18 protein-coding genes are annotated in these 20,266 nt (G+C 41.9%); 13 read left to right on the top strand and 5 right to left on the bottom strand.

The window, feature by feature from the left end; translation table 11 throughout:
• Positions 1 to 106 precede the first annotated feature (106 nt).
• On the top strand, positions 107 to 484 hold the full coding sequence (locus tag L1267_RS23810) for a flavodoxin family protein (RefSeq protein ID WP_442960561.1): 378 nt from the start codon (positions 107 to 109) through the stop codon (positions 482 to 484).
• A 15-nt stretch (positions 485 to 499) separates the two neighbouring features.
• Positions 500 to 1,405 (top strand): AraC family transcriptional regulator, encoded by a 906-nt coding sequence (locus L1267_RS12080; RefSeq protein WP_235382979.1) that lies wholly within the window; start codon positions 500 to 502, stop codon positions 1,403 to 1,405.
• Positions 1,406 to 1,443: 38 nt separating this feature from the next.
• Here L1267_RS12080 and trhP read toward each other — a convergent pair whose 3' ends face one another.
• The 4 genes from trhP to L1267_RS12060 form a co-directional block, all read right to left on the bottom strand.
• Positions 1,444 to 2,829, bottom strand: a complete 1,386-nt coding sequence (gene trhP / locus L1267_RS12075; RefSeq protein WP_235382978.1) for a prephenate-dependent tRNA uridine(34) hydroxylase TrhP — start codon at positions 2,827 to 2,829, stop codon at positions 1,444 to 1,446.
• Between the two features lie 344 nt (positions 2,830 to 3,173).
• Complete coding sequence (locus L1267_RS12070) at positions 3,174 to 3,659, bottom strand: hypothetical protein (RefSeq protein WP_135926792.1); 486 nt, start codon at positions 3,657 to 3,659, stop codon at positions 3,174 to 3,176.
• Positions 3,660 to 3,738: 79 nt separating this feature from the next.
• The gene (locus L1267_RS12065) at positions 3,739 to 6,360 is read right to left on the bottom strand and encodes a hypothetical protein (protein WP_138558254.1); all 2,622 of its coding nucleotides are present in this window, start codon (positions 6,358 to 6,360) and stop codon (positions 3,739 to 3,741) included.
• Complete coding sequence (locus L1267_RS12060; protein WP_199527499.1) at positions 6,360 to 6,971, bottom strand: hypothetical protein; 612 nt, start codon at positions 6,969 to 6,971, stop codon at positions 6,360 to 6,362. Before L1267_RS12060 ends, L1267_RS12065 begins: the two co-directional genes overlap by 1 nt.
• A gap of 720 nt (positions 6,972 to 7,691) precedes the next feature.
• Here L1267_RS12060 and ndk point away from each other — a divergent pair.
• The 10 genes from ndk to L1267_RS12010 all read left to right on the top strand — a co-directional run bounded on the left by ndk (position 7,692) and on the right by L1267_RS12010 (position 18,586).
• Positions 7,692 to 8,123: a nucleoside-diphosphate kinase gene (gene ndk, locus L1267_RS12055; protein ID WP_036972405.1), complete on the top strand. Its 432-nt coding sequence runs from the start codon at positions 7,692 to 7,694 to the stop codon at positions 8,121 to 8,123.
• Positions 8,124 to 8,293: 170 nt separating this feature from the next.
• On the top strand, positions 8,294 to 9,424 hold the full coding sequence (locus L1267_RS12050; RefSeq protein WP_135926790.1) for a bifunctional tRNA (adenosine(37)-C2)-methyltransferase TrmG/ribosomal RNA large subunit methyltransferase RlmN: 1,131 nt from the start codon (positions 8,294 to 8,296) through the stop codon (positions 9,422 to 9,424).
• A gap of 114 nt (positions 9,425 to 9,538) precedes the next feature.
• A complete protein-coding gene (pilW, locus tag L1267_RS12045; RefSeq protein ID WP_235382977.1) occupies positions 9,539 to 11,308 on the top strand; it encodes a type IV pilus biogenesis/stability protein PilW in 1,770 nt (589 codons plus the stop codon).
• Positions 11,305 to 12,177 (top strand): RodZ domain-containing protein, encoded by an 873-nt coding sequence (locus tag L1267_RS12040; protein ID WP_235382976.1) that lies wholly within the window; start codon positions 11,305 to 11,307, stop codon positions 12,175 to 12,177. Before pilW ends, L1267_RS12040 begins: the two co-directional genes overlap by 4 nt.
• A gap of 5 nt (positions 12,178 to 12,182) precedes the next feature.
• The gene (ispG, locus tag L1267_RS12035; RefSeq protein WP_054553525.1) at positions 12,183 to 13,301 is read left to right on the top strand and encodes a flavodoxin-dependent (E)-4-hydroxy-3-methylbut-2-enyl-diphosphate synthase; all 1,119 of its coding nucleotides are present in this window, start codon (positions 12,183 to 12,185) and stop codon (positions 13,299 to 13,301) included.
• 132 nt (positions 13,302 to 13,433) lie between these two features.
• A complete protein-coding gene (gene hisS / locus L1267_RS12030; protein ID WP_138558258.1) occupies positions 13,434 to 14,708 on the top strand; it encodes a histidine--tRNA ligase in 1,275 nt (424 codons plus the stop codon).
• A 24-nt stretch (positions 14,709 to 14,732) separates the two neighbouring features.
• Positions 14,733 to 15,353, top strand: a complete 621-nt coding sequence (locus L1267_RS12025; RefSeq protein ID WP_135926786.1) for a YfgM family protein — start codon at positions 14,733 to 14,735, stop codon at positions 15,351 to 15,353.
• A 9-nt stretch (positions 15,354 to 15,362) separates the two neighbouring features.
• A complete protein-coding gene (gene bamB / locus L1267_RS12020) occupies positions 15,363 to 16,541 on the top strand; it encodes an outer membrane protein assembly factor BamB (RefSeq protein WP_235382975.1) in 1,179 nt (392 codons plus the stop codon).
• A gap of 75 nt (positions 16,542 to 16,616) precedes the next feature.
• Positions 16,617 to 18,086 carry a ribosome biogenesis GTPase Der gene (der, locus tag L1267_RS12015; protein WP_135926784.1) on the top strand — a complete coding sequence of 490 codons (1,470 nt, stop codon included), beginning with the start codon at positions 16,617 to 16,619 and terminating at the stop codon, positions 18,084 to 18,086.
• Positions 18,087 to 18,205: 119 nt separating this feature from the next.
• Positions 18,206 to 18,586, top strand: coding sequence for a VOC family protein (locus L1267_RS12010; protein ID WP_235382974.1), 381 nt, complete (start codon positions 18,206 to 18,208; stop codon positions 18,584 to 18,586).
• Positions 18,587 to 18,599: 13 nt separating this feature from the next.
• Here L1267_RS12010 and L1267_RS12005 read toward each other — a convergent pair whose 3' ends face one another.
• The gene (locus tag L1267_RS12005) at positions 18,600 to 19,025 is read right to left on the bottom strand and encodes a MarR family winged helix-turn-helix transcriptional regulator (RefSeq protein WP_235382973.1); all 426 of its coding nucleotides are present in this window, start codon (positions 19,023 to 19,025) and stop codon (positions 18,600 to 18,602) included.
• Between the two features lie 193 nt (positions 19,026 to 19,218).
• Between L1267_RS12005 and L1267_RS12000 the strand changes: the two genes are divergently transcribed.
• Positions 19,219 to 20,217: an NADP-dependent oxidoreductase gene (locus L1267_RS12000; protein ID WP_235382972.1), complete on the top strand. Its 999-nt coding sequence runs from the start codon at positions 19,219 to 19,221 to the stop codon at positions 20,215 to 20,217.
• Positions 20,218 to 20,266: the final 49 nt, after the last annotated feature.

The following is a 20,266-nucleotide window of genomic DNA, read 5'->3' as shown; positions in this document are numbered from 1 at the left end:
AGAAGAAGAAATTTATAACATCAGTTACTGGAAAAAGCAGGAGTATTGAATTATTGATTGAAAAAGATCAGTTACCTGAATTTAAGTAGGGGCAACTGATCAAAATATATGTGAAAGAGTACTAGGTATTCCTGGTTGGATAGCTGCTCTCAATGATGCCAGAAGCAACGTAGCAACAATTACCCCGAGCAATATAAACCTTGAAAAGTATCACACCATTTATTTAGGCTCGCCTATTTGGCTTTATAGCCCTGCCCCACCGATTTGGCAGTTTGCAAAAAATAATGACTTTTCAGGTAAAAATGTGATTTTATTTAATACCTTTAATAGTAAGTTCGAACAGCATTTTATTGATGATTTTGAAAAGCTGGTTCGGGCAAATGGCGCAAAAACGTTTTCTCACAGGTACGTGAATCGTGGCCGTATGGGCTCTCAAATTAGTAGCCAAGATATGCTTGATAAATTTGACAGCCAAGATAACTAACCGTGAGTTTTAAACATGATAGACACCAACCATCAAGAGATTGCTAAGCCACTTGCGCAAAAGATTATGTTATTCGCTAATAAAGCGGGTGATATTACCTCTCATACACCAGAGCTCACATTGCACATTCGTAATGCACCAACCGACCCCTTGCATTGTATTTACACATTAAGCCTTGCGGTGGTGCTGCAAGGTGCAAAAATGCTTTCAGTTGAAAACAGTGTACTGCCCTGCTCTGGTGGACAAACCATGTTAACCACTTTCGACTTACCTGTAGTATCCCATGTGACCGAAGCGACACGCCACCAGCCATTTGTTGCCATGGTGCTAAAACTTGATTACAACTTAATTTTGCAAACAGCCGCAGAACTTAAACTGCCAAAGCAATCACGCAACGAAACGTTTGAGCCCATTTCTATTCATAATATCGATGCAGGACTCACTGATGCACTCACTCGATTATTTGAGCTTGAATATAATCCCGCACTTCGCGACGGCTTACAGCCATTACTCATGAAAGAAATTGTTATTCGCCTTTTACAGGGGCCTCATGGACCTCACCTTAGAAAACTGGCATCAGAGGGGTCACCAAGTAGTCATATCGTTAGAGTTGTGAGCTGGCTTAAAACCAACTTTATGCGCCCAGTGCAAATTGACGAGTTAGCAAAACAAGCGCATATGAGCTCATCAACATTTCGCCAACACTTTAAAACCATTACTGGCACCAGCCCATTGCAGTATTTAAAAACCTTACGCCTGCAAGAAGCTCGCGATCAAATGCTGATCAATGGTCTTGATGCTGGTCAAGCAAGTGGTGTGGTCGGTTACGAAAGCCCTTCTCAATTTAGTCGCGAGTACAGCCGTTTATTTGGCCTGCCTCCGCAAAAAGATATACAAAGGTTAAGACAACAACAGGTATAAGAAGTAAATGCGCTAAGTATGACTTAGCGCATCTTCTATTAAGCTTTATTGAAAGGATTACGAGTATCTTGGTTAGCATCAAGATTGCGCATCAAAATTGCGTGATCTAAATCGATATCTTCTGGCAGAGGAATTTTAACAATATGGCCTGAGCCTTTTGCATCGCTAATGGCTTCGCCTTTTTTGTTTTCCATAAAATCTAGCTTGAAGTTGATATTCCCTTTTGGCGTCATAAGCTCGAGTGAGTGACCAGTACAGAATTTATTTTTTACATCAATTTCAACTAAGCCATTATCGTTACGGCCTAATACCTCACCCACAAACTGCTGTTTATCTGATACCGAATGACCGTACTCATAGTTTTGATAGTCTTGATGCGCATGGCGCTTTAAAAACCCTTCGGTATAACCACGGTGTGCTAAGTTTTCGAGAGTTTTAAATAAGTTTGCATCAAATGGACGACCAGCAACCGCATCATCTATGGCTTTACGATATACTTGCGCAGTACGAGCAACATAGTAGAAAGACTTAGTTCGGCCTTCAATTTTTAAACTATGCACGCCCATTTTTGTAAGCTGATCAACATATTGAACTGCACGTAAGTCTTTAGAGTTCATAATGTAAGTACCATGCTCGTCTTCAAAAGCAGGCATGTACTCGCCAGGACGGCCTTGCTCTTCAAGCATAAATACTTCGTTACTTGGTGCACCATCACCAAGTGTTGGGATCACCGCTTTAGGGTCGATTTTATGCACCATTTCGCCGGTTTCATTTTCGGTGCCGGGTTTCACATCGTAATTCCAACGACATGCATTAGTGCAAGTGCCTTGGTTTGGATCGCGTTTATTAATGTAACCTGATAACAAACAACGGCCAGAGTACGCCATACATAGTGCACCGTGAACAAACACTTCAAGTTCTGTATTTGGGCATAGTTCACGAATTTCAGCGATTTCTTCAAGCGATAATTCACGCGATAAAATAACTCGCTCAATACCCTGCTGAGCCCAAAAGTTCACCGTGGCATAGTTGACTGCATTCGCTTGCACAGATAAGTGAATCGGCATATCTGGCCATTTTTCACGCACCAACATGATAAGCCCAGGATCAGACATGATCAGTGCATCAGGCTGCATCGCAATGACTGGCTCAATATCGCGTAGGTACGATTTAACTTTGGCATTGTGAGGAGCAATGTTCGACACCACATACAATTTTTTATTTTGCGCGTGCGCTTCGTTAATACCGATTTGCAGGTTATCTAGGTCAAACTCATTGTTTCGAACACGAAGACTATAACGAGGTTGCCCAGCGTAAACAGCATCTGCACCATAGGCAAAGGCATAACGCATATTCTTTAAACTACCTGCAGGTGATAACAACTCAGGCGTAAAAGGACGAGGGGTCAAAATAGGTGACGACATGAAAGCTCCATACATCGAACCGAGTACAAGTCGGTTGCATGAATTAATACGATAATGAAGCGCGGGAGTATAATAATCTGCCCAGTAATTTTATTGATCTAGATCATGATTCAATAAAACTCAGCAGCACGGTTATACCAATACGCTTAATTAAGGGATCTCTTTTGAGGCAATAAAACCTTGTTAGCGACAGGTTTGATGCTTCAAAATGTTTAAGTATTATTGCGAATTGGTATCACATAGCATGCATATGTATAAATGATGTCTAAAGCAAAAAGTGACCGTAAGATGGTCACCTTTATAGCAAAGTCGACTGACGAGCTATTCTCATTAAAGTTATCGCCTTAAACTCCTGATAAACGCTCTCTGCGCTTTTTCCAAAGTAAAAACTGATAGCCAAGTAAACCGTCAGCTTGCATATTAATACGCCCCCCTGCGGCTTTTTCAATTTTCAACTCAGCGGGCTTGCCTGCTTGCTGAAACTCAAATAGATAAAAGCGCGTAGTTTGTTTATTTAAGTGAATAGCGAGCTGTTGCCGAGAGTCATTATAAAAGCTTATTAGGCTATTATTCTCAAATTGATACCTAACATTTTTATTTGTCGCTATTAACTTAGTCATAAGTTTGGCGAAGCTGTCATTCCAATTTGCTGACTTTTTCGCATATTCTATCGATGCTGGCGCATCTAATTCCCATACAGTCATTAATTCGCTGGGAAATTCACTTTTATCTTGGTAGTTATCTGTTGTTGGGTTTGATTGTGCCCATCCATTAAAAGAAGTAAAGCTTAACAACAAGGCGGCAGCATAGAGTGGGATTCTTTTAAACATTGAAAACTCTTTGATACTGTAAAAATTAAAATAAAGACCCACTTTTCAGTGGGTCTTATGCGCTTAACAAAATAAACGATTAGTCATCTAAGTGCGCGCAGCGACCAAATTCAGCACCTAGTTTAACTGCCTCAACCACTTGCTTAGGGAAGCTAAGCTCACGGTCGCGGCCGTTATCACATACAAATGCTTTATTGGCATCAATTTCGATTGACAGTGTTAATCCAGCCACACCAGCCATAATCTCAGAGCCATTCGCACTTAAACCAAACATGTTATCGGTTAAGATACCTTTTGCTTCGGTTACGCCTTGTTTACCAAAGAACTCTTCTGTTGACATCCAACCAATACCTTTAAGGTAAATAGCGCCAACAAAACCGCCCGCTAATGGGCTACCAGCACGACCCGTAATTACTGACAAGTCGTCGTTTGCATCAAGTACCATGACTGAAGGTAAGCCAAAACCTAATTCAACTAACTCTTCATGGCTGTAGCCTAGGTCACAGTAATTAGTCCAAAAGCTTACCGCTGGAATGTTGTCACACCAACGCAGGCTACCAATTTGCTCTGTGGTATTTGATACTGTGTCCCAAACTTTAACGCCAACAGCACGACGGTTTTCAATTGCACCAAACGCAACATAGCGACCATCAACAGAAATAACTGAGTTATCAATCGCACCAAACTCGGTATGAGTATCAACAAGTTCACCATTTACCCAAGCAATTTGGGTAAAGCCATTTGTAGAACCTGTAATAGTCTTACCATTGCCTGATATACGGTCAGCTCGAGCCCATGCTGTACGACGGATCTCGGTATCACCATCTACTAGAGCGATTTCTTTACCTGAACCATACGAACGGTCAACCATCTTAGTACCTGGTAACAGTGTTGCCTTACCTGTTTTAACATCCCATACTGTTGGCATACCGACAGAACGAGCGCCTTCACCTTCTGCACAGCGGTTAGTTCCGTCATAAGGGAAGCGTGTATTACCTACGACAAGTTTACCCGCATCATCCATATCCCAAACACTTTGCGAGCTAAAACCTTGCTGGCTAGATAACGCACAGCTATTACCCGTCAAGTCTTCAAGCATTGATACGTGGCCTGAGTTAATATCCCAGATACCGCCTTGCATAATTCCGTTGTCATTAAAATGTGCGGTGATTGCTGCTTTAGTTGCAGTTTTATTCATCGCAGTATTTGTAGAGCTCAGTAATGCGTATCCATCAGGGCTAACTAATGTGTCAAATGACTTAGTCGCGCTGTCATATAAAAATGGGATACCTGATGACGTTGTTCCTAGCGCCTTCTTACCATTTTTCGCGTGGTCCATAACAAATGCTGAAATAAGTGGTGTATATTGGATACCGTCTTGATAACCGTTAAAGATCATCTCAACTTGCTTTGTCTCGCCTGCTGAAACAACAATTTCAGTTAAAGCACACGCATTATCAGTACTTGGGTCCGCACTTTCATTTTCATTCCAATACTCTGCTTCTGACAAAATATTTGTTTGCTGAGTTGGGTAGCCGCCAGCATTAATCTCTTGGGTATAAAGTGCATAACGCGCACCCGGAGTTAAACCATTAATAGTAAATGATCCATCAGGTCCAATACGACCTTGAGTCATATTACCTGACTGCTGACTGATCACATCTTCATAAGGATTATCAAGATTTCGAGCTATCAAGTTAATACCTGAGTACTCAACGCCTTCTTTTGTAAAAAGCTTGCCTTGAATGCTACCAAACTGTGATTTGTACTCGGCTGTTGGGTAAAGATCAGAGATGTTTACAATATCGTCTTTTACATTAATGGTATGCTGATTAGAACCTGCGCTTGAGCGAACATTAATAAACGGGAACATTGTTTCAATCGCTGAGAAATCTAGCATACTTGAGCTGGTAAACTTAGTTACACCAGCACAACCAGGCACACCATCGTATTGCGGACTATAGCTTGCCGACATATACACTAAATGACCATTTGCTTGAGAGTGAGACATATTAATCGCATGACCGAACTCATGGGTAAATACCCCACCTACTTGCGTGCCGTCAGTATCGTTAATATCAACATACCAGCCATTCATCAACGCAGTGGCTTCTAATATTTCACCTGTTTCTTCATCAGCCCATTCTGGGAATGCAATACCAAGCACTGAATTGCGAGGCACACCAAAATAGTTTTCTAAAATTCCACCGTCGGTGTCGTAGTTAACCCAAAAACCATAGCCGTTTTCAACGCCATAAATTTGGTCTACATTTTCAGCTGTTACATCAGCAATGCCGGTTTTTTCAAAGATTGTGCCTTGAATAGACATCTCAAATGTTGATGTTTCAACATCAGACCACTCTTTTACAGCGTTCGCTGTCACTGCATTTGCTTGCTCAACTGTTAAAAAAGTATAGTCACGGTCGAGCTCTGTATTCGCTGGGATCACAGTGCCATCAGGTAAGGTAACATCAATGTTAAATACGGTACCTTTTTCAAGCACACTAAATGTTTCAACATCATTACCATCTTTGTCTTTGATCAGCTGACCACCATCGGTCCAAACAGGAATACTGCCATTTGAAGTATCCCATTTGTAAGGCTGCATAGTTTGTTCATGAATATACAAAGGGCCGCCAGCTAATGCACCGGTTGATACTGTTGCTAGCGCTAATGCTGCTGCGATTCTTGAAAATTTCATTATTGTTGCACTCCAGATAGTTTACCCACTAAATCCATAAAAACACCTACATCAACCGCACCTGGTGTGGTTAAAAGGTTCTGTTGTTCAGCTGACAACTTACTGGTGTCTAACCCTTCAAAAACGCCTTGATTAGCAAAAATATTTTCTACCTTACCGTTACGTACAACAAACTTACCTTGTGCCAGACCTACCGTAGTTTGAAAGCCTGTAATAGATGCTGGTTTATACATAAAAGCAATCACTTGCTCGCCTTCGCGCCATTTAGAAAATCCCTCAGGTGTAGCCCCTAAGTAAACTTTGCCATTACCCATTGAACGAGGCTTAATCAAACCAAACTGGCGAAATGTATAAGTTGAGTCTTCTTTTACTTTGCCTTTTGCATCAGACGAAACTTCAATGGTCACTTCAGTATAAGGGCGGTTATTATCAAAACCGTCAGTAACACTAACTACGCGTCCTGAAATGATGCTTTGTGATTCCACCGTCATCTGTTGCAAATTTTGTTGTTTTAATTTCATTGCATTCGCTGCTGGCGAAAGTGTCAGCATCGTGCCTAAAGCAAAGGCCGAAGCACATGACAGCTTGGTAAACGCGCTGCGTAATTTCATTGATATCTCCTTCAATTATTAGAATTGTTTTCTCAGAACTGAACTTTGCCCATGACAAAGAAGCAATCCGTTACTAATTTATGACTGAATAGAAGTCGGAATTCACGTAAAACCATGTAGCGTTTTGTACACTCAAATTTAACATTTGAGTTACATTTTGATGTAAGGTGAATTACTAACCACTAATTAAAGAGTGATGCAAAAAGTAGAGTTAAAACACTAATTAATAGGAGAAAATAAAAAACAAAAGGATGATAAAGAATAGAAAACCCAGACTTAAATGAACCTAAAATTAACAACTGCACATTAATTGTTAATTATTTGTTTAAGCTAAATAAAGCTAACTTCAGCTTTAAAATTTGAATGCCTTAAAACTAAAAAAACACCTCGTTATTGCTTAGTAAATATCAGTGAAAATAATGTGCTGATTTTGCACTTCAGGCCTGACATTGAGCATAGAGTTCGCAAAACATCTTTATCTACATCAGCGACATTAAAGGTAAGAGTATCGAGTACAAACTATGCCCCAATTACTTTGGTATCATTAACTTACCATACGATTATTGGTTGACTGCATGACTTCTCTAGGGAAAATTTATACATTCATAAAAATGCCATCACGCTAATGTTTAATTAAATTAGGAATTTTCACGTAAAGCGCGTATAATTCGCGCCCGTTAATATTTATCCTTTTATATTCAAAATTATTGGAGCATAAAGATGGCTTTAGAGCGTACTTTTTCAATCGTAAAACCTGATGCAGTTGCTAAAAACCACATCGGTGCAATCTACAACCGTTTCGAAACTGCGGGTCTTAAAATTGTTGCAGCTAAAATGGTTCACCTTTCAAAAGAGAAAGCTGAAGGTTTCTACGCTGAGCACAGCGAGCGTCCTTTCTTCGGTGCTTTAGTTGAGTTCATGACATCTGGTCCAGTAATGGTTACTGTTCTTGAAGGTGAGAACGCAGTACTTAAAAACCGTGAAATCATGGGTGCTACTAACCCTGCTGAAGCACTAGCTGGTACTTTACGTGCTGACTACGCAGACAGCATCGACGAAAATGCTGTTCACGGTTCAGACGCTGTTGAATCAGCTGCACGTGAAATCGCATACTTCTTCGCTGACGAAGAAATCTGCCCACGTACTCGTTAATTTCGAGTTCACAGCTAAGTCTGTGATGCAGAAGAAAAAGGGCTTTCGGGCCCTTTTTTAGTCATTAGCTAAGCCTATTGTAAATCTGTTTAGCTAATGACTAAGTCGATTAAATAATATACAATCGCGCACCAAAACTACTTACCACCGTCACTGATTGAGGTTGTTTCATGACCACTGAAAAAAAGATTAATTTGTTAGATTTAAACCGAGACGCAATGCGTGAGCTATTCGTATCGTTCGGTGAAAAGCCATTCCGTGGCGATCAGGTGATGAAATGGATTTATCATTTTGGTGTAGACAATTTTGACGATATGACCAACGTCAATAAAAAGCTTAAAGAAAAACTAAAAGCTGAATGCGAAATTGTTGCTCCAGAAATCTCTGTTAAGCAAGTGGCAAGTGATGGCACCATCAAATACGCCCTATTGCTTAAAGGTGGCCAAGAAGTCGAAGCTGTTTGGATCCCTGAAAAAGACCGTGCAACTTTATGTGTTTCATCACAAGTTGGTTGTGCTCTTGAATGTACGTTCTGCTCTACAGCACAACAAGGCTTTAACCGTAACTTATCTGTGTCTGAGATCATCGGTCAGGTTTGGCGCGTAGCAAAAGACATTGGTTTAGACGGTGACAGCACAAAACGCCCTGTGACTAACGTGGTAATGATGGGTATGGGTGAGCCTCTGCTTAACCTTAAAAACGTCGTACCTGCGATGGAGCTTATGATGGACGATTGGGGTTTTGGTTTATCAAAACGTCGCGTTACTTTAAGTACATCTGGCGTGGTGCCTGCGCTTGACTTATTAAAAGAGAAAATCGACGTAGCGCTGGCTATTTCACTGCACGCACCAAACAATGAGCTGCGTGATGTACTGGTACCAATCAATAAAAAGTACCCAATCGAAGAGTTTTTAGCGGCGTGCCGTCGTTATATTGATGGCTCTAAAGCAAATAAAGATGTGACTATCGAATACGTTATGCTGCAAGGTGTGAACGACAGCACAGATCAAGCACACGAATTGGTTAAAACACTAAAAGGGACGCCTTCAAAAGTGAACCTTATTCCGTTTAACCCATTCCCGGGTAACGAATATGGTCGCTCAAGTAACAGCCGCATCGACCGCTTTTCAAAAGTACTACAAGCAGCGGGCATTACCTGTATTGTGCGTCGTACACGCGGTGATGATATTGATGCAGCTTGTGGCCAATTAGTCGGCGACGTTGTTGACCGCACTAAGCGTTTAGCGAAGAAGAAAATGCGCGAAGATAACGCAATTGCGGTAAATGTTCACCAAGCATAATCACAATATTTAAAGTAAAGCCTTTGTGCTAAACCTTTTATTTTTAAAATAATAGATGCAACACAAAGGCTTTTCGGTAAGATAGGCATACGGAATCAAAGAAGAGATTAGGTAATGCGATCTATACTTGCCCTAACAGTTAGTACATTGGCATTAGCAGGATGTGTCACAGAAAATAGCTACGACGGCAGTAACAGACCCGTTGTTGAAAAAGAAATAAACAACAGTGGTGCGGCGCGCACCCGTATAGCCCTTGCTTTACAATACTTAAAAACAGGCAATAATTCTCAAGCTAAGTACAACTTAGAACGTGCTGCCGATTTTGCACCTGATATTCCCGAAGTTCATTATTCTCTTGCCTATTATTATCAACAGGTTGATGAACCAGAACTCGCCGATAAAGCCTATCAACGCGCATTAAAAATTGCTCCAAATGATCCAAACACCTTAAATAACTATGGTGTATTTTTATGTGGTATTGGCGAATACGACCGTGCCGCTGAAGAATTTCTAAAAGCGATCGCAATTCCTAGCTATATTCGAGTTGCAGAAAGTTATGAAAATTTAGCTTTGTGCGCAATTGAGTTTGATGACTTTGATAATGCAGAAAAATACTTAAAATCAGCTTTAAATCACAGTTCACAACGCGCTTCATCGCTGATCACTCTCGCTGGACTTCATTACGCTAAAAGTGATTTACACAAAGCAGAAAGCGTTTTAGAAAAGTACGAATCAACAGGCCGTGTTACCCCAAGAGCATTAATGCTCAGTTATTTAATTCAACAGCGAATGGGCCACATCGAGAAAGCTGAAAAAACAGCCGGGATCATTTTACAAACTTATCCAGGTTCGAGCGAAGCAAAGATAATTTCATCAGGCCAAAATAAACGCTCAGAATTTGAAATTTTACGCGAAAAATATCGCCAAGCTCAGTTAGAAGAGCTACAAATTTCAAGTGATAACTTAGCTGTGAGTAAAGAGCAGCCAAAAATTCGTATCGTAAAGAAAAAAGTACCGCAAACAAAGGCTCGAGCAGGTCAAAGCACGGCTCTGTCTGCTGAATCTAACTCAAAACCAGCTGCGCAAGCGCTAGCAACAACATCAAGTAATGATCAACAAGCGTACGGTATTGAACCATCAACAATTGATGAAAATAAAAGCCAGCAGACAGCTGCAAAGATTGAAACTGAAAGTACCGGCTTTAAAACAGTTACTTCAACACCAAAAAATAGTAACCAAGCTGTCGATACGTCAGCCGTAATAAGCGCGCTATCTGTTGACGTTACCCCACAGACCACTGCCTCAGTCAGCTTACCAAATACTAAAAATGATGACGTAACGATTGTCTCGTTTGGTGAACCACAATCTGCTTATAAGCCAGAGCCTTCGGTTTCATCAAATCAAGTCGAAGCGGACAGTTCAGGCAGTGTGGTATTTTACGAAGCACAAAAGGATGAAAGCGTATTTAGTACCGACTCTGGGTTTTCATCTACATCAAGCCAACCTAGCTATAATGTGAGTGCAGAGCAAGTACAACTCCCCATGCTAAACCCAAGTGTACCTGCGCTGAATATTCCCTACCATATTATTCAAAATGGCGAAAACCTATTTAGCATTTCGGTGCGATACAATGTTAAACTACAGCAGATTTTGCAGTGGAATGGCTTCAAAGAATCGGATCGGGTCGAAAACGGCACCAAAGTGTATTTAAATGATCCGAACATTTATCACACGATCACTGAAGGTGATACGTTGTACAGCATAGCCACCCAGCATGGCGTGTTAATTGATCAATTAATGCGCTGGAATAAATTGAGCCCAGACGTTGCCCTTGAACCTGGGCATAGACTCTTATTAGTGGACCCTGACTCATACTCATTATGAATGAAGAAAATAACCTAGAACAACCGCAAGAAACGCTCGGCCAAGCGCTAAAAAAGCGCCGCGAAGAAGCAGGAATGAGCCTTGAGCAACTTGCCAGTGCATTAAAACTATCCGTTTTACAGCTGCAACGCCTTGAGAACGATGAGCACGAACTACTCGGCCCTATTACGTTTGTAAGAGGCTACATTAAAAGCTATTGCCGTGAGCTTAAAATTGATACTCAGGCAATTCTTGCTCTTTTACCTGAGCAAGTTGAGCCAGCTAAAAAGTCAAAGATGCAGAGCTTTTCGCGTCGTACAGAAAAAGAAGCAAATGATAACCGATTGATGCTGTTTAGTTACTTTATCTTAGCAGTGATCATTGGCTCATCGGTTTTTTGGTGGTGGCAAAATAGCTCACCAGCACTTGAAGAACAAACCGCGACCGTAATGCCAAGTCAGCTCGAAACCAGTGAACTTACACCAGCAACAGAACAGTTGAGCAGTGAAACTGAGCAACTTAACGCGCAACCAGCAACAAGTTCAGTGCCACCAGAGAGTGAAAATGCACAACCTGCTACCAATGATGCCAACGTCGTTGAAGCTAAAAAGCCTATTGAAGAGCAGAGTAATTTAGACCCAGAACACAGCACTGTGGTAATGCACTTCAATGAAGACAGCTGGGTAGAAATTCACGATGGCAATGGCGATCGTATCGCATTTGGAGTTAAAAAAGCCGGTTACGTGATGACCGTAACAGGCCCTCAGCCGTTTAATGTTGTACTTGGCAAACACCAAGTGGTTGATATTACTTTTCAAGGTGAAGCCGTCGACACCTCACATTTTGCCAAAAATCGCTTAGCCAAATTTACTTTACCGTTATCAGAGTAATCGCAATGTTTTCAGAATCTCCTATTAAACGCAGAAAATCGACCCGTATTAACGTAGGTAATGTACCAATTGGTGATGGTGCACCAATTGCCGTTCAGTCGATGACCAACACCAACACCTTAGATATCGATGCCACGGTTGCGCAAATTCAAGCTATTCAAGATGCGGGTGCCGATATTGTGCGCGTATCTGTGCCGACCATGGAAGCGGCTGAAGCATTTAAAAGCATTAAAGAGCAAGTCACTATTCCACTTGTGACCGACATCCACTTTGACTACCGTATTGCGTTGAAAGTGGCACAATATGGCGCGGATTGTTTGCGTATTAACCCTGGTAACATAGGTAGCGAAGAACGTATTCGTGCCGTTGTAGACTCAGCGCGTGAGCATAATATACCTATTCGAATTGGTGTCAACGGCGGTTCATTAGAGCGTGACTTACAAGAAAAATACGGTGAGCCAACACCAGAAGCCTTGCTTGAGTCAGCAATGCGCCATGTTGAAATCTTACAGCGTTTAGACTTTGATCAATTTAAAGTATCCGTAAAAGCCTCTGATGTATTTTTAGCGGTGGGAGCATATCGTCTACTAGCTAAAGAAATCGACCAGCCTTTGCATTTAGGTATTACCGAAGCAGGTGGTATGCGTTCGGGCTCTGTTAAATCAGCTGTTGGCTTAGGTATGCTGCTTGCCGAAGGCATTGGTGACACACTACGCGTTTCACTTGCTGCCGATCCGGTACAAGAGATCAAAGTGGGTTTTGATATTTTAAAATCATTACGCATTCGCTCACGCGGTATTAACTTTATTGCCTGCCCGAGTTGCTCACGCCAAGAATTTGATGTGGTAAGCACCATGAATCAGCTTGAAGAGCGACTAGAAGACGTGGTTGAGCCTATGTCAGTGTCTGTTATTGGTTGTGTGGTGAATGGTCCAGGCGAAGCACTCGTTAGCGACATAGGTCTTGCAGGAGCTAACCGCCGTTCTGGTTTATATATTAACGGTGAGCGTCAAAAAGCACGTATTGATAACGATAACATTGTTGATCAGCTAGAAGGTTATGTGCGTGACTTTATCGCCAAAAAAGAGAAAGAAACGCCAATCGACATCAAAATCGTTGAATAATTCGCATATACTCGGCAAACCCTCAGGTTTGCCGTTTACCTTTATCGCCCAAACGGTATAATAGCGGGTCAATTTTTTAGTTTTTCTTGATGCGCGATTTTTCAGCGCAAGTACAGTATTTAGGATTTATCAGTGGCAAAACAAATTCAGGCAGTTCGTGGTATGAACGATTGTCTGCCAGGCGATACGCAAATTTGGCAGAAAGTAGAAGACATTTTACGTGAAACAGTTTCATCGTTTGGTTATCAAGAAATTCGTTTTCCAATTGTTGAATCAACCGACCTTTTCAAGCGCTCTATCGGTGAAGTGACTGATATCGTAGAAAAAGAAATGTATACCTTTGCTGACCGTAATGGCGATAACCTAACACTTCGCCCTGAAGGTACTGCAGTATGTGTGCGTGCAGGTAATGAAAACGGTTTACTGTATAACCAAGAACAACGCTTATGGTACATGGGTCCGATGTTCCGCCACGAGCGCCCACAAAAAGGCCGCTACCGTCAATTCCACCAATTTGGTTTAGAGACATTCGGCATCGCCACTGCTGATATCGATGCAGAAGTTATTTTGCTGACAGCCCAATTATGGAAAGAGTTTGGTATTAGCGAACACGTTCGTCTTGAGCTTAACTCACTGGGCTCAAATGAAGCGCGTGCTGACTACCGTGATGCGCTTGTTGCCTATTTAGAACAGCATGTAGATGTACTAGACGAAGACTCAAAACGTCGTATGCACACTAACCCGTTACGCGTTTTAGATAGTAAAAACCCTGATGTACAAGCAATTTTGACTGATGCACCTAAATTATCAGAGCACTTAGACGCTGAATCAAAAGAACATTTTGCAAATTTATGTGAACGTTTAGACGCTGCTGGCGTCGAATACACGGTTAATGAAAAACTAGTGCGTGGTTTAGACTACTACAACCGCACTGTGTTTGAATGGGTAACCGATAGTTTAGGCGCACAAGGCACTGTTTGTGCCGGTGGCCGTTACGATGGACTTGTAGAACAACTCGGTGGTAAAGCAACCCCTGCAGTTGGTTTTGCTATGGGTCTTGAGCGTTTGGTGTTATTACTTCAAGCCTTGGAATGTGTAGGTGACATCCGCCGTAGTGCTGATGTATATTTGGCAGCCATGGGCGACAAAGCAAGCATTCAAGCGCCAATTATTGCAGCTCAATTACGCAATGACGTTGCTGGCCTTCGTGTTATGGTTCACGCTGGCGGCGGCAACTTTAAAAAACAGTTAAAACGCGCAGATAAAAGCGATGCACTCGTGGCCGTTATTATCGGTGAAGATGAATTAGAACAAGGCGTTGTGACAATTAAGTACTTACGTGAGCGTAAAGAACAAGTCACCTTAAAACTAGAAGAAGCGAAAACGCTACTAGCTGAGCTTATTTAAGCCCAGCTAGCAACAGAGGTAAGCATGGAAATTTATTCAACTGAAGAACAACAAGCAGAAGCAATCAAACGCTTTTTCCGTGAAAACGGTTTAGCACTAGGTATTGGTATCGTAGCTGGTTTAGGTGGACTATACGGGTGGAAAGCGTATAACCAAAGCCAAATCACCAATGCAGAAAATGCATCTGACTCATTCAATCAACTTGTTGAAAGTGGTGCCGTGCTAGAGAATGCGGATAACTTCATTAAAAACAATAGCGAATCAAGTTATAGCACGTTAGCTGCTTTTGTTGCTGCTAAAGAAGCAGTAGAGAAAGGTGACCTTGATACAGCTAGCGAAAAGCTAAACTGGATCATCACTAATGAACAAAATAAAGAGCTAAAAGCAACGGCAACAATGCGTCTTGCACGTGTTCACCTTGCACAAAAACAATTTGAGCAAGCATTAACAACCTTGAATGCACAGCTACCAGCATCATTCACCGCTGCAGTTGCTGAATTAAAAGGCGACGTTTATGCTGCACAAGGCGATAAAGCAGAGGCGCGCAGTCAATACCAAGCTGCTGCCGACAATGGTGGCCTTGATAACAATCCGTTATTACAAATTAAACTTGATGACTTAGCACAAACTAGCCCAGCGGCGTAAGGGGTTAAGATGAAAAAGTTAACAGCGGCAACACTTGCTCTGTGTATCGCAACCCTAACTGGGTGTTCGTCAAGTGATGACGAAGAAGAACTTGTATTACCGCAAATTGTTAATCAATTTGAAACGGACGTAGTGTGGCAAGAATCAATAGGTGATGGTGTTCAACACTATTTTTCACGTTTAACACCTGTGGTACACGATGATGTGGTGTATGTTGCAAACCGTGAAGGCCTAGTTGAAGCGCTATCGCTTGAAAATGGCAACACGCTATGGCAAACAGACGTACGTGAAAATGCATCTTTTTGGCCTTGGGAAACCACAGAAAGTGCCAAATTATCGGGTGGTATTTTACAAGCTTACGGCAAGATTTATATTGGCTCTGAACACGGCTATTTAACAGCCCTTGATCGCGAAACCGGTGAAATTGTTTGGCGCAAAACAATGCCTGGCGAAGTACTTGCTAAACCAGCTGCAGGCGATGGCCTAATTTTTGTAAACTTAGCTTCTGGCAAATTATTAGCTGTGCACCCAGATACAGGTGAAGAACGCTGGCGCTTTGAACAAGAAGTACCACCGCTAACATTGCGTGGTCAAAGCTCACCAACCGTCGCAAATGGTGGTGTATTACTTGGCCTTGAAACAGGCAAGCTAAGCGTACTAATTTCAGAAAACGGTTACTCTGCATGGAGTGCTGAAATTGCCACACCAAAAGGGGCATCTGAATTTGAGCGTTTAGTTGATGTGGATACTCAAGCACTGATCAGCGGCCCATATGCTTACGCAATTGCCTATAATGGTAATTTAGCCGCTGTTGATATTCGTTCTGGTAATGTTGTTTGGAAACGTGAATATAGCAGCTACCGTGATTTATCTATGGATAGCCAGTCTATCTATGTAGTTGATAGCGATGGCGTTGTTTACGGTCTAGATAAGACATCAGGTATTGAGCGTTGGAGCCAACCGGCACTACGCGGCTGGTACTTAACAGGCCCAACTGTGGCTGGTAAGTATTTAGCACTGGGTGACCAAGAAGGTAACCTGCACTGGTTAGACAAAGAAACGGGCGAGCTTGTATCGCGCGAAGACTTTGACAGCTCAGGCTTCTTTATCGAGCCTGTTGTTGCCGGTGACAAATTAATTTTATACACCCGAGATGGTGAAGTTAGCGCGGTTAAAATCCCAAACTAACTTACTAATAGTAAACGTTATTTTTCTAAGGCTTCGCTTGGCGAAGCCTTTTGTTGTTTTTTTAAGAGGTAGTTTATGCTTCCCGTGATCGCTCTTGTTGGGCGACCCAATGTGGGCAAATCCACATTATTTAACCGTTTAACACGTACTCGTGACGCCCTCGTAGCCGACTTTCCAGGCTTAACACGAGATAGAAAATATGGCCAAGCTGACTACGATGGCTATGAATTTATCGTGGTAGACACGGGTGGTATTGACGGCTCTGAGCAAGGTATTGAAACCGAAATGGCTGAGCAGTCGCTATTAGCGATTGAAGAAGCTGATATCGTGTTATTTTTAGTTGATGCTCGCGCAGGTATGACTGCTGCCGACCAAGCGATTGCTAACCATCTACGCAAACAACAAAAGAAATGTTTTGTTGTAGCAAATAAAGTAGACGGTATTGATGCAGACTCATATTGTGCTGAATTCTATCAATTAAGCCTAGGTGAAGTGCATCACATTGCAGCGGCTCACGGCCGTGGTATCACGCAACTCCTTGATACAACCTTACAGCCTGTTATTGCTGAACTTGCAAGCGAAAGTGAAGAGCTTGAAGAAAGTGATGACGAACTAATTGATCTTTACAGCGAAGATGAAGAAGGCGAAAACAGCGAGCAAGCCTTTGCTGACAAGCCAATAAAGCTTGCTATTATCGGTCGCCCTAATGTTGGTAAGTCAACACTTACAAACCGTATCTTAGGTGAAGAACGTGTAATCGTTTACGATATGCCAGGTACCACCCGTGACTCTATCTATATTCCGATGACACGTAACGATAAAGAATACATCCTTATCGATACCGCAGGTGTTCGTAAGCGTAAAAAAGTAAGTGATGTTGTTGAGAAGTTCTCAGTTATTAAAACATTACAAGCAATCGAAGATGCCAACGTCGTGTTACTAGTGGTTGATGCGCGCGAAGGTATTTCTGATCAAGACTTAAGCCTACTAGGTTTTGCTTTAAATGCAGGGCGTTCTTTAGTTGTTGCTGTAAATAAGTGGGACGGCCTTGATGATTACGTTAAAGAGCGTATTAAGTCAGAGCTTGACCGCCGCTTGGGCTTTATCGATTTTGCACGTTTGCATTTTATCTCTGCCTTACACGGCACAGGTGTTGGTCACTTATTTGAGTCAGTAGACGAAGCCTACGAGTCAGCAACTAAACGTATTAGCACAGCGATGCTGCGTCGTATCATGGATATGGCACAAGCCGATCACCAACCGCCACTTGTTCGCGGTCGTCGTGTTAAACTTAAATATGCTCACGCAGGTGGCTATAACCCACCACGTATCGTGATCCACGGTAACCAAGTTCATGACTTACCTGATAGCTATAAACGCTACTTAATGAACTATTATCGCAAAGCATTAAATATCATGGGTACGCCAATCAAAATTGAATTTAGAGAAGGCGACAACCCTTACGCTGGTCGTACTAACAAAGTGACCTTATCGCAAAAACGTAAAATCCGTGCGTTTGCGAAAGAAAATCGCAACAAGTCTTAGCCAATTGCTAAACTAAGTGTAAAGTATTAAAAAAAACCTTGTGAGTATGACTTACAAGGTTTTTTTATTACTAAAACTATGCTTTATTTAATAAACGAACAATAAATAGAGCAACATAAATGGACTTTTTAAGTCAGGTTATTTACGTCGATAACGTAGAAGAAGTACTCGACTTTTACTATCAAGCATTTGGTTTTAATACCAATCATATCAGTGATGATGCCGATTACGGTGAACTTGTTACAGGGCCTGTTAAGCTTGCTTTTGCAACCCATCCGCATGCGCAATCGTATTTTAAGCAAGGGTATATTCGTGCCCACCCTAAGCAACCTGCACTTGGTTTTGAGCTAAGGTTCAGCTGCCATAATTTAGTAGAAAGTTACGATAAAGCAGTGCTTGCTGGCGCTGAGCCATTGTGTCCGCCAACTAAAAAAGACGCCCAGCATTATGCGTATGTTCGTGCTATTGAGGGCACCTTGGTGTGTTTAATAGAAGATTAGCCATTTGTAATGGTTAGTCTTTTGTTAGGTCAGTGTGCAGCTCAAGGGTTAATTCACGTAGTAACTCGATTCGCTCCAAACTCATGTTTGAGCGCGCCATTAACTTAGCCGTTAATGCTTCGGCATCAGTTTTAAGCTGCATGCCCTGCTCTGTTAATGAGATTACTTTTTTGCGCTCATCTTCATTCGATACCTGACGCGTCAATAAACCTTTCGTTTCTAAGCGTTTAACTATCGGTGTTAAGGTGCCTGAGTCTAAGTGCGTATCATGAGAAAGCGCTTTTAAACTCACCTGATTTTTATACCAAAGTGAGTGCATCACAATATATTGCGGATAGGTCAAGTCATAAGCTTCAAGGATTGGTCGAAACGCTCTGATCAACGCATTTGTTGCACTGTATAAAGTGAAACACACATTGTCTGATAAGTTGTTGCTCATGCTATTACCCTAAACTGAAATACAGCCGTATTATTGCCTTAATTTAGTTTGCGCGCAAATTATTTTCTGACGATCTATTGCCTTTTACCGTAAACTTCATTAAATTGGCCACAAATAGTTTGCGCGCAAATAATTAGTGCAAGCTATAATTATTCGCTCACTAGCCTAGCTAGCTCAAGTATTCGAGGTTTATATGGTTACAAGTCAACAAATTCACTTAGTTTCACGCCCAACGGGCATGCCTACACAGGCTAATTTTGCGCAGGTAGACGTATCACTTCCAGATTTGAACGACGGCGAGGTATTAATTAAAAATACTTGGATGTCTGTCGACCCTTACATGCGCCCACGCATGATTGATCGTAAATCATATATCTCGCCATTTAACTTAAACGAAGTGATGGAAGCCGGTGCTATCGGCGAAGTAGTTGAATCACGCAATAACGACTTTCCGGTAGGAAGCAAAGTAAGTCACATTAGTGGCTGGCGTACCATGCACATTAGCGATGGCAGCGATTTAACCCTACTACCTAATGTACCACTGCCTGACCAACTATTTTTAAGCACTATGGGCATGACAGGGTTAACCGCATGGGCAGGTTTAACAAAGGTAATTAGCCTAAAAGAAACCGACACCGTGTTTGTGTCAGCGGCATCAGGGGCTGTAGGTAGCGTAGTGTGCCAAATTGCCAAACTAAAAGGCTGTAAGGTAATTGCATCGGTTGGCTCTGACGAAAAAGCTCAGATGGTAAAAGCGTTAGGCGTTGATGAGGTAATTAACTATAAAACGGTAGCAAACCTAACAGAAGCTCTTGAACAAGCGGCACCACAAGGTATTGATGTGTACTTTGAAAACGTAGGTGGCGATCATCTGGAAGCCGCACTTAATGTAATGAACGATTACGGCCGTATTCCTGTATGTGGCATGATCTCAGGTTACAATAACGACACAGCACAGCCAGGGCCAAGCAACCTGTTTTATATCAACTCGAAAAAGCTCACCATGCAAGGCTTTATCGTGATTGATTATTTTGATCAGTTCCCTGAGTTTATTGAGCAAATGGGTGCGTGGATCAGCGAAGGAAAAATTAAATCTGAAGAAACGGTTTACCATGGCATCGAAAATGCCGTTGATGCATTTCTTGGGCTGTTCGAAGGTAAAAATAAAGGAAAAATGCTAGTTAAGCTTTAACACTTAATAGCTAATAAAGCCTGTATCTTAATTGGTACAGGCTTCTTAT

Source organism: Pseudoalteromonas sp. OFAV1 (genome assembly GCF_021532595.1).
GTDB lineage: Bacteria > Pseudomonadota > Gammaproteobacteria > Enterobacterales > Alteromonadaceae > Pseudoalteromonas > Pseudoalteromonas lipolytica_C.
The sequence above is the reverse complement of the archived record's forward strand: the minus strand, read 5'-3'. Positions and strand labels throughout refer to the sequence as shown.

Bases quoted from the DNA above. Each gene is read 5' to 3' on its own strand.
- L1267_RS12065 (WP_138558254.1), bottom strand. From the start codon at position 6,360: ATGAAATTTTCAAGAATCGCAGCAGCATTAGCGCTAGCAACAGTATCA.
- L1267_RS12025 (WP_135926786.1), top strand. From the start codon at position 14,733: ATGGAAATTTATTCAACTGAAGAACAACAAGCAGAAGCAATCAAACGC.
- pilW (WP_235382977.1), top strand. From the start codon at position 9,539: ATGCGATCTATACTTGCCCTAACAGTTAGTACATTGGCATTAGCAGGA.
- L1267_RS12060 (WP_199527499.1), bottom strand. From the start codon at position 6,971: ATGAAATTACGCAGCGCGTTTACCAAGCTGTCATGTGCTTCGGCCTTT.
- ispG (WP_054553525.1), top strand. From the start codon at position 12,183: ATGTTTTCAGAATCTCCTATTAAACGCAGAAAATCGACCCGTATTAAC.
- L1267_RS12010 (WP_235382974.1), top strand. From the start codon at position 18,206: ATGGACTTTTTAAGTCAGGTTATTTACGTCGATAACGTAGAAGAAGTA.
- L1267_RS12070 (WP_135926792.1), bottom strand. From the start codon at position 3,659: ATGTTTAAAAGAATCCCACTCTATGCTGCCGCCTTGTTGTTAAGCTTT.
- L1267_RS12050 (WP_135926790.1), top strand. From the start codon at position 8,294: ATGACCACTGAAAAAAAGATTAATTTGTTAGATTTAAACCGAGACGCA.
- ndk (WP_036972405.1), top strand. From the start codon at position 7,692: ATGGCTTTAGAGCGTACTTTTTCAATCGTAAAACCTGATGCAGTTGCT.
- der (WP_135926784.1), top strand. From the start codon at position 16,617: ATGCTTCCCGTGATCGCTCTTGTTGGGCGACCCAATGTGGGCAAATCC.
- L1267_RS12080 (WP_235382979.1), top strand. From the start codon at position 500: ATGATAGACACCAACCATCAAGAGATTGCTAAGCCACTTGCGCAAAAG.
- L1267_RS12040 (WP_235382976.1), top strand. From the start codon at position 11,305: ATGAATGAAGAAAATAACCTAGAACAACCGCAAGAAACGCTCGGCCAA.
- trhP (WP_235382978.1), bottom strand. From the start codon at position 2,829: ATGTCGTCACCTATTTTGACCCCTCGTCCTTTTACGCCTGAGTTGTTA.
- bamB (WP_235382975.1), top strand. From the start codon at position 15,363: ATGAAAAAGTTAACAGCGGCAACACTTGCTCTGTGTATCGCAACCCTA.
- L1267_RS12000 (WP_235382972.1), top strand. From the start codon at position 19,219: ATGGTTACAAGTCAACAAATTCACTTAGTTTCACGCCCAACGGGCATG.
- L1267_RS12005 (WP_235382973.1), bottom strand. From the start codon at position 19,025: ATGAGCAACAACTTATCAGACAATGTGTGTTTCACTTTATACAGTGCA.